At 70.7% G+C, this 13,977-nt stretch carries 10 protein-coding genes; 8 read left to right on the top strand and 2 right to left on the bottom strand.

Annotation, left to right across the window (positions count from 1 at the left end):
• Positions 1–4 precede the first annotated feature (4 nt).
• On the bottom strand, positions 5–4,021 hold the full coding sequence (eccCa, locus tag ACIBCU_RS14555) for a type VII secretion protein EccCa (RefSeq protein WP_399231584.1): 4,017 nt from the start codon (positions 4,019–4,021) through the stop codon (positions 5–7).
• 454 nt (positions 4,022–4,475) lie between these two features.
• On the opposite strand from eccCa, the gene eccD reads away from it, so the two are divergent.
• Positions 4,476–5,882 (top strand): type VII secretion integral membrane protein EccD, encoded by a 1,407-nt coding sequence (gene eccD / locus ACIBCU_RS14550; RefSeq protein WP_362933374.1) that lies wholly within the window; start codon positions 4,476–4,478, stop codon positions 5,880–5,882.
• Positions 5,883–5,930: 48 nt separating this feature from the next.
• Positions 5,931–7,511 carry a type VII secretion protein EccB gene (gene eccB, locus ACIBCU_RS14545; RefSeq protein WP_362933371.1) on the top strand — a complete coding sequence of 527 codons (1,581 nt, stop codon included), beginning with the start codon at positions 5,931–5,933 and terminating at the stop codon, positions 7,509–7,511.
• 104 nt (positions 7,512–7,615) lie between these two features.
• Here the strand turns inward: eccB and ACIBCU_RS14540 are convergent, their stop codons facing one another.
• On the bottom strand, positions 7,616–7,831 hold the full coding sequence (locus tag ACIBCU_RS14540) for a hypothetical protein (protein ID WP_362933368.1): 216 nt from the start codon (positions 7,829–7,831) through the stop codon (positions 7,616–7,618).
• A gap of 127 nt (positions 7,832–7,958) precedes the next feature.
• Here ACIBCU_RS14540 and ACIBCU_RS14535 point away from each other — a divergent pair, with 127 nt between their 5' ends.
• The 6 genes from ACIBCU_RS14535 to ACIBCU_RS14510 all read left to right on the top strand — a co-directional run bounded on the left by ACIBCU_RS14535 (position 7,959) and on the right by ACIBCU_RS14510 (position 13,896).
• Positions 7,959–8,294 carry a hypothetical protein gene (locus ACIBCU_RS14535; RefSeq protein ID WP_362933365.1) on the top strand — a complete coding sequence of 112 codons (336 nt, stop codon included), beginning with the start codon at positions 7,959–7,961 and terminating at the stop codon, positions 8,292–8,294.
• Positions 8,295–8,383: 89 nt separating this feature from the next.
• A complete protein-coding gene (locus tag ACIBCU_RS14530; protein ID WP_399231581.1) occupies positions 8,384–8,692 on the top strand; it encodes a WXG100 family type VII secretion target in 309 nt (102 codons plus the stop codon).
• Positions 8,693–8,831: 139 nt separating this feature from the next.
• Positions 8,832–9,305: a type VII secretion system-associated protein gene (locus tag ACIBCU_RS14525; protein WP_399231579.1), complete on the top strand. Its 474-nt coding sequence runs from the start codon at positions 8,832–8,834 to the stop codon at positions 9,303–9,305.
• Between the two features lie 127 nt (positions 9,306–9,432).
• Positions 9,433–12,888: an AAWKG family protein gene (locus tag ACIBCU_RS14520; RefSeq protein ID WP_399231577.1), complete on the top strand. Its 3,456-nt coding sequence runs from the start codon at positions 9,433–9,435 to the stop codon at positions 12,886–12,888.
• A gap of 181 nt (positions 12,889–13,069) precedes the next feature.
• Positions 13,070–13,525, top strand: coding sequence for a YbaB/EbfC family nucleoid-associated protein (locus ACIBCU_RS14515; RefSeq protein ID WP_362933352.1), 456 nt, complete (start codon positions 13,070–13,072; stop codon positions 13,523–13,525).
• Between the two features lie 2 nt (positions 13,526–13,527).
• Positions 13,528–13,896 carry a hypothetical protein gene (locus tag ACIBCU_RS14510; protein WP_399231575.1) on the top strand — a complete coding sequence of 123 codons (369 nt, stop codon included), beginning with the start codon at positions 13,528–13,530 and terminating at the stop codon, positions 13,894–13,896.
• Positions 13,897–13,977 lie beyond the last annotated feature (81 nt).

The following is a 13,977-nucleotide window of genomic DNA, read 5'->3' as shown; positions in this document are numbered from 1 at the left end:
CGGCCTACTGCCCCTGGTTCTCCTCGACCAGCGCCGTCTGCATCAGCCGCGGCTTGCGGCGGGCGATGTGAAGGGCGCGGCCGGGAGGCAGGTTGAGGGGCTTCGCGTTGCCGAAGAGACGGCCTTCCGTGGGCGGGCAGGAGAGCAGGACGGCGGGGTTGTTGGCCTCGTCGAGGCGGCGGATGAGGGCATCGCTGAGGCCGCGGCCGGCGCCCATCGCGCTGCGGGCGACGACCAGGTGCAGACCCATCTCGAAGCCGAGGGTGAGGCTTTCGAAGAGCGGCTCGAAGGGGCTCTGGAAGGAGTTGCCCGAGACCATGTCGTAGTCGTCGACCAGGACGAAGAGACGCGGTCCGGTCCACCAGTCGCACTGGCGCATACGGCCGGGTGCGATGTCCGCGCCGGGGACACGGGTCTTCATCGCGCGGGCAGCACCCTCGATGGTTTCCTTGAGGTTGTCCAGGGAGATCACGTGCCCGATGCGGTACTCCTCCGGGATGGCATCCACCAGGGTGCGGCGGTAGTCCACCGCGATGATCTTCGCTTCGGTGGGGGAGTATCGGGCGGTGACGCCCTTGGTGACGAGGCGCAGCAGGTTGGTCTTGCCGCTCTCGGTGTCGCCGACCGCGATCAAGTGCGGCGTACGGCTGAAGTCGTGCCAGACCGGCTCCAGGGAATCCTGGTCGATGCCGAGCGGAAGACGCATGCCGCCGCCCTCGGTGGCCTCGGGCGCGGGGAGTTCGGCGAGCGGGAGCCGGTGAGGCAGCATCCGGACCTGCGGGGCGGGTGCGCCGGACCAGTGCCGGGCGACTTCGGCGACCAGGTGGGCGACACCTTCGCCGAGGTCGTCGAGGGAGCCGCTGCCGTCCAGGCGGGGCAGGCCGGCGAGGAAGTGCATCTTGCTGTCGGCGGTGATGCCCCGGCCGCCGCTGCGCGGCACCGAGCGGGCCTTGCGGGTGTCGATCTCGGAGTCCATCGGGTCGCCCATCCGCAGTTCGAGGCGGGTGGCGGCCTGGTCACGGACCTGGGCGGACAGCTCCACCCAACGGGTTGTGGTGATGATCAGGTGGATGCCGTAGTTGAGGCCGCGGGCGGCGAGTTCGTTGAACTTCGGGATCAGGTCGTCGTAGTCCTGACGGACCGTGGACCAGCCGTCGACCACCATGAACACGTCTCCGAAGGGCTCGTCGGGGAACTCCCCGGCGGCCCGGCGGCGGCGGTAGGACTGCATGGAATCGAGGGTGTGGTCCACGAAGAACTGCTCGCGGCGGGCGAGCAGCGTCATCACCTCGGCGACGGCCCGGTGGACCCGCTCGGGGTTGAGCCGTGCCGCGACACCGCCGACGTGCGGGAGAGCGGCGAGCTGTGAGAGGCCGCCACCGCCGAAGTCCAGGCAGTAGAACTGGATCTCGGCGGGGGTGTGGGTGAGGGCGAGAGCGGTGATCAACGTGCGAGTGAGGGTGGACTTGCCGCTCTGCGAGCCGCCCGCGACGGCGACGTGGCCGCCCGCTCCGGAGAGGTCCACGACCAGCGGGTCGCGGCGCTGCTCGAAGGGCTTGTCCACGAGGCCGACCGGGACCCGCAGCCCTCCGGCGCCGGGCCAGCCGCCGGCGGTGAGGCCGCGGTCAGGATCGGGCGCGATGCCGGGCAGCAGGGCGTCCAGCGGGGACGGCTCCCTCAGCGGCGGCAACCACACCTGGTGGGCGGCGAGACCCGAGTCGCGCAGCCGGTCGAGAGCCACGTCGAGCAGGGCCTCCTCGTCGCCGGTCTCCTCGGTCTCCGGCTCGGCCGCCGGCTCCAAGGTGCGCGGCACCACCCAGCCGCTGGTCCACGGCACCACCTGGCTGGCCACCCGGGCCTGCGCCACCGCGCCGGTGCGGCGCCGGTACGTCCCGGAGGAATAGGCGGCGCGGAACCGGGTCAGGGCCTCCACGCCGGACTTCAGGTAGCCGCTGCCGGGCTGGGCCGGCAACTCGTAGGCGTCCGGCACGCCGAGCACGCCGCGGCTCTCCATGGCGGAGAAGGTGCGCAGACCGATGCGGTACGACAGATGACTCTCGAGCTGGTGCATGCGGCCCTCGTCCAGGCGCTGCGAGGCGAGCAGCAGGTGTACCCCGAGGGAGCGGCCGAGGCGGCCGATCATCACGAACAGATCCATGAACTCACGGTGGGCGGAGAGCAGCTCGCTGAACTCGTCGACCACGACGAACAGGCTGGGCAGCGGGGCGAGGTCCGCCCCGGCGGCGCGGGCCCGCTCGTACTCCAGGGCGGAGGTGTAGTTGCCGGCGGAGCGCAAGAGTTCCTGCCGGCGGATGAGTTCGCCGTGCAGGGCGTCCTGCATGCGTTCCACCAGCGCGACTTCGTTGGCGAGGTTGGTGATGACGGCGGATGTGTGCGGGAGTTCCTCCAGGCCGAGGAAGGTGGCGCCGCCCTTGAAGTCGACCAGGATGAAGTTGAGCGTCTCCGACGAGTTGGTCAGGGCGAGGCCGAGGACGAGGGTGCGCAGGAGTTCGCTCTTGCCGGAACCGGTGGCACCGATGAGCATGCCGTGCGGACCCATGCCGCCCTGCGCGGACTCCTTGATGTCGAGCTCCACCGGGCGGCCGTCCACACCGACCGCGATCGGCACCCGCAGCCGGGCGGAGCCGGTGTGCCGGTCGAAGAGGGTCTGCGGCTCGTGCCGGTGCAGGTCGGGGATGCCGAGCAGAGTGGTCAGCTCGACATCGGTGTCGAGCGGCTGCGCGATGTCGGTGCCCAGGCTCATCCGGCGGGAGGTGACCAGCCTGGCCAGGGACTCCGCGCCGAGCGGGCCGAGCCGGTCCGGCCGCCCGAGCGGCACGGAGCGCTCCTTGCGACTGCGGTCGGTGCGTACCAGGTTCACCTCGTCGGGACCGACGGTCAGCCGCAGCGTGTTGCGGCCGGGGCGCCAGCGGAGCGCCCCGGAGATGTCGAGGGCCAGGGCGTTGCGATAGCCGTGTCCCTCCCAGCGGTGCCCCTCGGGGACCGTGACGCCGTCCAGGACGACGACCGTGTAGGGCTCGTCGCGGCCGGGGCGTGCGTCCGGGTCGAAGTCGGGGCGCTCGGCGAACTCGGCGCCGAGCAGATCGTCCAGCTCGTTGAGATCGGCGGTGATCCGGCGGACCTGGCCCGCACCGTCCTCCTCGTGCGGGTCGAGGGTGTGCGGCAGCCACTTGACCCACTCCCAGTCGGGCCGCCGCTCGTCGCTGACGCAGAAGGCGAGCCACAGCTCCTCGGGAGCGTGGAACACCGCGAGCTGTCCGAGCACGGCGCGCACCAGGGCGCGTACCGCCTCGGCGCCGGGGTCGACGGCCCGGCCGCCCTCCGCCCCGCCGCTCTCCCCGGGCGACGCGGAGCCCGGCACGGCGGGCTCCTGGTCCGGTGCCTCCTCGGGGCGCAGCATGATCCGGGCCGACGAGCGCAGATAGAGGCCGAGGGGCTGGTCGGGGATGGTGGAGTAGGCGCGGATGAAACGGCGCAGCGCATGCGCGCAGAGGGGTTCGAGGTCCTCCACCGGGCGGGTGGAGACCGGGTCCAGGGTGAGTGCGAGCTGCTGTTCACCCACGGCGAGACGGACCTCGCCGAAGTCCTCGTCGGCCGGGCGGCGTTCCCACAGCCGGGAAGTGCGGGTCAGCGAGCGCAGTGAGCCGGGCTCCGGGTGGCGCCAGGCGAGTGCCCGCTGCTGCTCCGCGATGGTGGTCCGGACCCGCTTGCGGGTCTGCGCCAGGTAGCGGAGGTAGTCGCGGCGTTCGCCCCTCAGGCGCTGCTTGCGCTCGCTGGAGCGGCGCATCAGCTGACCCAGCAGCATGGCACCGGCGGAGAGCGCCATGACGCCCATCGCCAGATACATGAAGACGCCGTTCCCACCGCCGGGCCGCAGGAACATGAGCATCATCGACACCGACATCAGTGCCATCGGCAAATAGGTCCATATTGCCGAAGTGTCCGGCACGCTCTCGGCGAGGACCGGCGGCTCCTGGAGGGTCAATTGCCCCTCGGGCATCTCCGGTCCGCGCCGACGGGCCGGCCGACGAAACAGCACCACACTCAAGGGAACAGAACCTCCGGTTTTACGGCTTTCCGGCCCGTACCGAATACCGGTGCACCCGGTAGTGGGAAAGACCGCACCGCGCTGATTCTCCGGGTCCCGCGTGACGCGGTGGACGCCGGGTGAATGTTTCGGGCGGACAGATGGGGGAGAAGCAACTCCCTTGGTGGCAATTGCATACCGGATAGCGAGTCCGGTCCGCAATACGACCCGGTGGTCGTAGGCAGTAGTCTGCATTCACGGAACGCGAACTGTCCACGCGGCAGTTGTCGTCGCCGGGCGCGCCGACGTAATTTCCTTGCCAGGCAGCCGTTCCCGGGCGTGCGGACCTTCCGTACTGTTCGCACATCCCCTCGCCCCGGGGGGAGACCTCCTGCCAAAGCCTCCACGGAAGCCGAGAGTTCAGCTGATGACCGACAGTGCGGTGGCCGAATCGTGCCGCCTGACCGTACGGGCGCCGAGCGTCACCGTTGATCTGGCCGTGCCCGCCGATGTTCCGGTCGCCGACCTACTGCCCACCCTGCTGCGTTACGTCGGCGAGGAGGCGGAGGAGGCCGGACTCGACCACGCGGGCTGGGTGCTCCAGCGTCTCGGCGACGCCCCGCTCGACGAGGAGACCACCCTGGCCCGCGCCGGGCTGTCCGACGGTGAGGTGCTCTACCTCCGCCCGCACACCGAGGCGTTGCCCGAGGCGCGACTCGACGACCTGGTGGACGGGATAGCCGACACCGCGGGCCGGCGGCTGCACACCTGGCACCCCGGGGCGTCTCGCGGCCTGTTGGCGGGCACAGCGGTGGCCACCGTGGCGGCCGCTCTTCTGATGGTGTTCTGGCCGGGGGTCTCCGGCTCCGCCTCCTCCCGGGCCGCCTGCGCGGCCGTGGCCGGAATGCTGCTGCTCGCGGGCGCGGGCTCCGCCAGCCGCGCGGTCGGCGACCGCCTCTCCGCGACCGCGCTCGGGCTTCTGGTCGCCCCGTGCCTGGCCCTGGCCGGCTGGGTGCTGCCCGGCGGCGACGTGACCGGCCCGGACGCCACGCAGGTCGTAGGCGCACGGCTGCTCGCGGCCGGCGCCGCGGGCGCGGGCGGCGCGGTCATCGCGCTCGCCGTCACCGCGGTCGGCGCCCCGGCCCTGCTGGCTACCGCGGTGGTCTCCGTGGCCACCGCCGTCGCCGGGGCCCTGATGGGGTACACGGGCCTGGGTGCACCGGCCGCGGTGGCGCTGGTGGCGGTGGTCGTCGCGCTCGCCGCCGGGACGGTGGCACCGTTCGCCTTCAAGCTCGCCGGGATGCGGATGCCCGCGCTGCCGTCCTCCGCCGGCCAGCTCCAGGAAGGCATCGACCCCTACGCGGGCGACGAGGTCGCCGAGCGCACCGAACTGGCCGGGCGCTGGGTCGCAGCGCTCTTCGCCGCGACCGGCATCATCGCCGCGGCCGCCCTGGTCGTCCTCGCCGAACACCCCGACCTGCCCGAGGTGCTGACCGCGCTCGCGCTGAGCCTGCTGCTGCTCCTGCACTCCCGCGGCCTGGTGCACACCGGGCAGCGGCTGACCCTGGCGGTGCCCGGAATCTGGGGGCTGCTGCTGCTCGCCCGAGCCTGGGCGGTGGACAGCGAAGGCGACGGGCGCCTGGTGGTCTTCGCGGTGCTGCTCGCCGCGGCGGCCGGACTCGTGACCGCCTCCTGGACGGTGCCCGGTCGCCGGGTGCTGCCGTACTGGGGCCGTGCGGCCGAACTGGCCCACACGCTCATCGCCGTCGCGCTGCTGCCGCTCAGCCTGTGGGTGGCGGGCCTCTTCGGCTGGCTGCGCGGACTGTTCGGCTGAGTACACCCGCACGCGGGGACATGGGGAACGAGTTGTTGAGGAGAGGCAGTGCAGTCCAAGCGCGACCAGGTACAGGCCCACAGTTTCATGATGGGCAGACTCAGCTCGGGGCTGCTGACGGCCGATCCGGACGCCGCCGAGAGCCCCCTCGGGCGCACCACCCGAGGGGTGGTCTTCGGCGTACTGGTGACCGTCCTGATCGGGGCGGGCGCCACCGTCTTCGGGCTGCTGCGTCCGGGCGGGAACGACGGCTGGCGTGACGGTGAGCACCTGGTGGTCAACCGCGACACCGGTGCCCGGTACCTGTGGACCGGCACCGACGGCGTACTGCACCCGGTGCGGAACTACGCCTCGGCGCGGCTGATCGGAGGCTCCGACCTGGCGACCGCGGACGTCGCCACCGCCTCGCTCCAGGACATCCCCGTGGGGGCCCCGGCCGGCATACCCGGCGCGCCGGACGCCGTGCCCGGTCCTGGTCAGCTCGACGGCGGGGCCTGGCACATGTGCGTCACCGGTCCGGACGGGGCGCTGCCCAGCACGTCGGGCGCCGTGTCCGGTACCGGTGTGGACAAGCCGGGGGTCACCACCGTGGTCGCCGGGGCGCCGCTGGACTCCCAAGGCATCGGCGGGGACCGCGGGGTGCTCGTACGCGGCCCGGGCGACAACGAGTACCTGGTGTGGCGGGGCAGCAGGCTGCCTCTGGACCGCGCCTCCGACGCCCGCAACGCCCTCGGCTACGGCTCCGAGACGCCGATGCCGGTCTCGGCGGCCTTCCTCGACGCGCTGGCGCCCGGCCCCGCCCTGAAACCGCCCGCGGTTCCGGGGCGCGGTGAGGAAGGCCCGGCCCTCGGCGGCGAAGCCAGCCGGATCGGCCAGGTCTTCAACGTCAGCGTGCCCGGCGGCGGCAGCACCTACCACCTGCTGCAGAAGGACGGGCTGATGCCGCTGACCCGGCTCGGCGCGGCCCTGGTGCTGGGCGACCCGGCCACCCAGAAGGACGCCTACCAGGGGCAGTCGCCCGAGGCGCGCGCCGTCGGCGCGGACGCGCTGCGCACGCACCGGGCGAAGGACTCGGTCGCCGCCGGGTCCGCGGAGCTGCCGGACAAGCCACCGGTCCCGCAGTCCGCGCCGCGCGGCACCGCGCTCTGCGCGCAGGTGGACGGCGACGACGGCGGCACCCGTATCAAGTCGGTCCTGGCCCCGCTGACCCGGCTCGCCCCGGTCGTGGTCTCGGAGGGCACCGCTCAGCCGCTGAGCCCCGCCTGTGTCAGGACGGACGCCACAGTGGTACGGCCAGGGCACGGCGCCTTGGTCCGCGCCCTGAACGCGAGCGGCGCGGCGCACGCCGGCACCACCTATCTGGTGGCGGACAACGGCGTGAAGTACCGCGTACCGGCCAAGGGATCGCTGGCCGCTCTCGGGTACGCGGAGGGAGACATCGGCTCGGTCCCGGCACCGCTGCTCGCCGCTCTTCCGACCGGCGCGGACCTCGACCCGGCCGCAGCCTCCGGAGCCTCGAAGCCCAGGGTCACGGCTCCGCAGTGCGGTGCCGAGGTGCCGGAGGGTGACGAGGAGGCGGACAAGGCAGACACCGGGGGCGCTCCCGGCGTAGCCGACTCGGCACCCTGATCCGGTCAAAAGGTGTATACGGCATCGAAGAAATGGAAAAGGTGGCAGACGGATAACTCCGTGCCGTAGGGCCGATTCTTCACGGCCCAACGTGAGGGGGAACCTCAGATAAAGCTCAGATATTCGCCCCGGCCGTTGCCCGTGGAATCCCGTGGATGCGCGCACATGCCCGTAAACGGGCGGCCCGGATGACCGTTCGCCTGTTTTGGCTGCCCGTTTTCCGGGGCAGTCGCGTTGCCCTGCTGCGAGTTGACCTCCCTCGGTCCGAGGCTCGGGCGCGGGTTCATCCCGAGGAAACATTGGAACAACTTCGTTGCCATGTAGGGATTCTGCTGAGCTGACCTATGCTCAAATCTTTCCCACACGCGTTGCGCGGAACGCCGGGTTCTCTTTAGCCTCGGCGGGGCAACGGTGCGACAAGACTGGCCTGTAGGAAGGGAGCGCGACATGGCGGACACTGGCGCAAGGAAAGCGGACTATGCCAAGGGCTTGGGGGGTGTCTCCTCCCTGGAGTCGGCCCGGAGCGCAGTCGAGAAGATCCAGAACAACGTCGCCGAGATCGCCGCGCGTTCGGGCGTCGGCGGCGACGAGGGCCAGGCCCTGCTGAAGCTCTTCCGGAGCTGGAACGGCGAGGCGCAGAAGGTCGTCGTCCAGATCAGCAAGATGGTCGAGGCGCTCCAGGAGAACGTGACCTCGGCCGACCGTCTGGCGAAGGAGAACCAGGACCTGACCGAGGTACTCAACAGCAAGACCAGCCAGGGCGTCTTCGAAGCGCTGCGCTGACCCACCCCCGCGGCACCGGCCCCCGCAGGGGGGGCCGGAACCGGTGAGCGGCCCGGGCCCCGGCGCCCGGCCATCCGAGAGGAGATGTCATGGCTGACGGCATCATCGATGTGCAGTACTCCACGGTCCGGAACGCGATCGAGGAGCTGAAGGGCCAGACCCAGCAGATCATCACGACCCTCAACAACCTGGAGGACGAGCTGAGGCCGCTCGTGACCTCCTGGGAGGGTGACGACCAGCAGATGTACCGCGGTGTCCAGGCCGAGTGGGACCAGGCCACCAAGAACATGGCGCTGCTCCTCGGTGACAGCGGCGACCTGGTGCAGAGCATCCACGACAACCACTCCCGTGACGAGCGCAGGAGCGCCGACAACTGGGGCAGTGTGCGGGCCCGCTAGGCCGCGGCCGGGGCTCGCCCTCCGCATGGACGGAGGACGAGCCCCGGCGTCCGTGCTCCCGCCGGGGCGTCGGCCCCGCAGAGGCCCAGCCCGGCCGCCCCGTACCCCCGTCCGGCACCGAACCGCAGGAGGACGTCCCATGGCTGGTGAGAAGGCCGACGTCAAGCATTTCGACCTCAAGCAGATGGAGAACTTCCGGGACAACGAGGTGCACCCGGCTTACACCGCCGCGAAGAAGTACCGCGAGGACGGCAACGGGTCCGACGTCCGGCCGCTCGGTGCTCTCATCGACGGGCACACCACCGAGGGCAACCTCGACCAGGACAAGCAGCTCCTGCGCATCGGCAAGATGGCCACGGACAAACTGGTCTCGGGGCCGGCGCTGGTGGAGGACATCCGTACGGCCGCCACGGCCATCGACAAGCTGCTGGGCGACCAGATGGAGCTCTTCAAGGAGTTGAAGGCGGCGCTCACCGACACCATCGAGGAGGCGAACAAGACGAAGGACAAGAACCTCGACGCGATCGACGCGCAGACGCTGCTCCAGACCTTCGAAGAGGTCGACACGCTCACCAGCGGATCATCGACGACGACGGGCGAGGAGACCACCTGAGCCCGTGGCGCCCGTGCCGGCCGGCACCCCGGGCGCCCGGTGCGCCGTGTGCGGAACACCCCCGCCGCGCACCCCACGAAGGCGCCGTGCGCCGACATGACCGACAACCGACCAGAGAGGGCGCCCGGTGGCGGAGGACGATCGGTTCGAAGACTCCAAGGACAGTATCGGAGATCTCAAAGACAAGTCGGACCTTTCGGCCGACACCTGGGCCACCCTGGTCACCCACATCACCGGCTATCCCGTGCCGGACCGCAGCACGATCTTCGACACACTCCGGTCCGACCACGGCGGCAAGCTCTTCCGCATGGACATCCAGGAACTCGACCTCAGCCTGGCGGCCAAGGACTCCGGCTTCCTTGTGAACAAGGGCGAGGACTACGACATCTATTTCTTCGACCGCGACAAGACGATGAGCATGATGCAGGCCCGCATCGTCTTCGAGGGGCGTGTGAAGGCCGGCGACGAAGTCATCTTCGCCCATCCCGGATCCGACAACGTCCACGACGCGGACGTCCGCGGAGGCAACGAGTTCACGGACTACAACAAGGACAAGATGAGCAGCATCCCGCTCGCCCGGTACATGAACGGGCCGCGGGCGGCGCTTATCAAGCTGCTGGAAGGCAACACGACGGACGCCAGGTTCAGCGACCTGGGTGTGCCGACGGCCGACATCGTGGACCTGACGTCCTTCAATTCCACCGGGGCTTCCTTCGACCACGCGGCCAAGTTCTTCAGGGAGCACGCCGAACTGCTGAAGGACTGGGAGGACCGTTTCAGCCGGGACGACGCGAGCTGGAAGGGTGAGGCGGCAGACATCTTCCGCGGCCTGCTGAAGAAGGTCCGTGAGAACTACGACAGCTATGTCGAGACCTTCAACGCCACAGCCGGCACCGAGGGCGAGACCGGCACCGGCAAGACGGTCTACTCGCGCGCTCTGTCACTGGGCCGCACCTACCTGGAGAACGCGGCCAGGGAACTGCTGCAGGCGTGGCTCGACTGGGCCAAGTCCGACTACTACGACCCGCACAAGGTGCTGCGCTACGTCCTGGACGAACTCGCGTCCTGGGTGAACCAGAACAACGTGGGCATGACGGAGGTCATGGCGACGACCGGCGGAGGAGGGTACACCACCTACTCCTACGTCTACCACCGCCCGAAGGAAGGCTTCAGCCAGGGGCCCACGGAGCCGGAGATGAACTACGGCGACCTCACGGACAAAGCGAACTGGGCGAAGGTCGGCGACAGGGCGGTCAAGCTCTGGACCCAGGGCGTCGAACAGCACCTGGGCGCGGCAGCCGCGAAGGTGCAGTCGGCCCTGAACAACCACTTCCTCGATCTGGGCAACGACTTCTCCGACAACATCCCCGAACCCAAGTCGACCGGTACGGCCTCCGAGGACTACGCGGACAAGAAGCTGGACGACGAGAAGGACGAGGCGGACCGCAAAGCTGCGGAGGACAAGGCCTACGCGGACAAGTTGCGCGAGGAGGCGAACGCGCAGCGGGCGGCGGACAAGGCGGAGGCGGACAAGCTGCGCGAGGAGGCGAAGGCGCAGCGGGCGGCGGACAAGGCGGAGGCGGACAAGCTGCGCGACGAACAGAAGGCAGCGGCCGATGAGGCCAAGCGCCAGGCCGAGGAGCAGGCAACGGCCCTGGGGGCGAGCCTCGACGGCCTCAACGGTCCCGGCAACGGTTCCGGCGGCGGCAACGACCTGAACCTCAGCGGTCTCGGCGACTTGCTGAACGGAAACAAGCCGGTCACCGAGAGCCTCGGCGACCTGGGTGGCCTGAACAATCCCGGCGGCGGGGGCCTCGGCGGCCTGGGTGACGTGAACAACCCTGGTGGCACGGGCAACAGCGGCCCCGGTGACGTGAACAAGGCGGTCACCGAGACCCTGAACAACCTGGGCGGCGAGATCGGGAACCAGCAAGGGGCCACGGCCCCGCCCCCGATAACCCAGCCCCTGGGCGGTCCCGGCACGCTCAGCAACAACCCGGGCGGGACCAACCGGGCCTCCGACGACGCCAACCGGGCCATCACCCAGAACCTCGGCAGCCTGGGTGATCTGAACAACGTCACCGGCGGTTCCATCGACACCCCCACCGGCGGCAGCAGCCAGCTCGACGGCGGCAAGCTCACGTCGGACTTCCCGGACGGCAGCAGCAGCACCTTCGACCCGGACAGCGGGCTGGTCACCACCACCCACCCGGACGGAAGCGTCACCACGCGAGACCTGGGCAACGGCACCGGAGTGACCAACCCGGACGGGTCGGTCACCTCGCTCGGCGACGACGGAAAGCTGACCACCACCTTCCCCGACGGCACCAGTCAGGTCGTCGACCCCACGACCGGCCAGGCCACCACCACCGATGCCGACGGCGCCACCACCACCCAGAACCTCGGCAGCCTCGGCGACCTGAACGGCCGGAGCAGCCTCGGGGGCCCGACGGACCTGGGGGACCTCGGCGACATCAACGCGGACCTGCCCACCCAGTCGATCAGCGACCTGGACCTCGGGCGACTGAACCCCGGCGGATCCGGCCTGGAGACTCCGACCGGCGGGCACACCGCGCTCGTCAACGACGACTTCGCCACCACGTTCTCGGACGGCAGCAAGGGTGTCTTCGACGCGGACACCGGGGCGTTCACCATGACCGGTCCGGACGGCTCCAGCGTGACCACCGACCTCACCCATGGCGCGACGGTGACCAACCCGGACGGCTCCACCACCGCCCTGGACAACGGCCAGCTGGCGAACACCTTCCCGGACGGCAGCAGGCAGATCATCGACCCGGACACCGGCATCGCCACCGTCACCGACCCGCAGGGCAGGACCGAGACGGTGAACCTGCACGACCTGAACTCGGCCGGTGAGACAGACAGTTCGCGCATCCTCGACGGGCTCGGGGATCCAGGCGGCCTGAACGGGACGAGCGGCCTGGGCGACCTGGGCGGCCTGAACGGGTCCAGCGGCCTGGGTGACCTCGGAGGCCTGAACGGGTCGAGCGGCTCCGGAGGGATCGACACGTCCGGCGGCTCCACCACCAGGGAGGTGCCGCTCTCCGACCTGGGTATCGGCGGGAGCCAGGCGGGCACCAGCGGCCTCGGCGGTGGCCTCTCCGGGGCCGGCTCCCCCTCCCCGGACGGCTTCGGCGCGGTCGACCCCCTCTCGGACGGCTCCGCAAGCAGCGCCGGCACCCCGGTCGCCGGTGCAGCCCAGGCCGGTACGCCAGGAGCACCGGGCACACCCGGCAGCCCCGGCATGCCGATGGGCGGCGGCATGGGCGGCATGGGTGGGGGCGGTGAGAAGGGCAACGGTGAGCGGGTGCGTGCCGTCCTGGTCGACGCGACGGAGGAGAGCGAGCGCCGCAAGCGTCGCCGGCGCAGCCCGTGGAACCGGCAGGAGGAAGGCGACACCTTCCTGGCTCCGGCCTCCCGGGTGGCGACCACCGGCGGCGCCTCCTCCGAGGAAGAAGCGGAGCCGCGACGCGGCTCCACCAGTTCCGCCGGCTACCTGGAAGAGGACGAGGACGTGTGGGGCACCGAGGAGGGCGGCGCCCCAGCCGTGATCGGGCGGTGACGGCTGCTCAGGACGCCCGCTCTCATGGCGCGGAGACGAATCCCACCTGGTTCCGGGTTTCATACAGGCGCCTTCACCAGGCAAGATCGACGGAGCGGTCGATGGGCCGGGGGCCAGGGCGGACGCCAGGACCAGGACGCCCGGACGCGCGAAGAGACCGACGGACCAGAGGGGAGCGGACGTGACGGAACCGCTGGAGAAGCGCCTGGAGAAGGCCATGGCCGAACTTCAGGCGGCCCAGGAGGCGGTCGCGCGCACCGAGCGCGAGCTGCGGACGGCCTCGTTCGCGGCGCTCTCCTCCGACCGTGCGGTGCGTGCCACGTCGGGTCCGCAGGGTGAGCTGGCCGGGATCGAGTTCCTGGAGAACAAGTACCGCGACATGTCTCCGCAGGAGCTGGCCGCCAGCGTCCTGGAGGCGGCGGACGCGGCGCGTCTGAAGATGAACCGCCATGTGATGAAGGCCATGGCGCCCTTCGCCGAGCCCAGCAGCAACGTGCCGGAGCTGAAGGGCTTCGAACTGGACTGGGAGCGCATCTTCGGTCCTGACGTGCTGCGCGAGGACGACGAGGACCCGGCACGCGGTGGCCGGGCCGCTCCCGCCTGGCGGGACGCGCTCGGCGAAGAAGGAGAGGACTGACGATGGGACAGCGGTACTACGTAGACCCGGAGCGCATCGAGGCCCTGGCCGGTCAGCTGGAGGAGATCGGTGCCCTGACCAGGAGCATGACCGAGGAGTTCCTCGACGAGCTGGCACCCACGGTGAGCTGGCCCGGCACGGAAGGCGACTTCGCGGAGCAGGCCAAGCCGCAGGAGCGGAAGGAGCGGCAGACCACCAAGGACACCATGATGTCCATCCGCGAGGCGCTGGTGGGCATCACCGACGCCACGGTCAGCCAGGTCCGGATGATGAAGGACACCCGCGACCACAACATCGAGCAGGTCGCGAAGGGCACCAGCCGCATCGAGACCGACGGACTCGACGGCACGGCCGGGCATGGCCGCCGCTGACCTCCGCACCGTCGGCCGCTCCCGCACCATGCCGGGAGTGGCTGCTCCGTCCTGCCCGCGCAGGCTTCAGGACGGTCCCCG

This window comes from Streptomyces sp. NPDC051064 (assembly GCF_044455985.1).
GTDB lineage: Bacteria > Actinomycetota > Actinomycetes > Streptomycetales > Streptomycetaceae > Streptomyces.
This window is presented reverse-complemented; position numbering and strand designations above follow the sequence as displayed.

What these genes read in the sequence shown, in the direction of transcription:
- eccD (WP_362933374.1), top strand. Translation starts at nt 4,476, where the DNA reads ATGACCGACAGTGCGGTGGCCGAATCGTGCCGCCTGACCGTACGGGCG.
- ACIBCU_RS14540 (WP_362933368.1), bottom strand. Translation starts at nt 7,831, where the DNA reads ATGGCAACGAAGTTGTTCCAATGTTTCCTCGGGATGAACCCGCGCCCG.
- ACIBCU_RS14525 (WP_399231579.1), top strand. Translation starts at nt 8,832, where the DNA reads ATGGCTGGTGAGAAGGCCGACGTCAAGCATTTCGACCTCAAGCAGATG.
- ACIBCU_RS14530 (WP_399231581.1), top strand. Translation starts at nt 8,384, where the DNA reads ATGGCTGACGGCATCATCGATGTGCAGTACTCCACGGTCCGGAACGCG.
- eccCa (WP_399231584.1), bottom strand. Translation starts at nt 4,021, where the DNA reads ATGCCCGAGGGGCAATTGACCCTCCAGGAGCCGCCGGTCCTCGCCGAG.
- ACIBCU_RS14510 (WP_399231575.1), top strand. Translation starts at nt 13,528, where the DNA reads ATGGGACAGCGGTACTACGTAGACCCGGAGCGCATCGAGGCCCTGGCC.
- ACIBCU_RS14535 (WP_362933365.1), top strand. Translation starts at nt 7,959, where the DNA reads ATGGCGGACACTGGCGCAAGGAAAGCGGACTATGCCAAGGGCTTGGGG.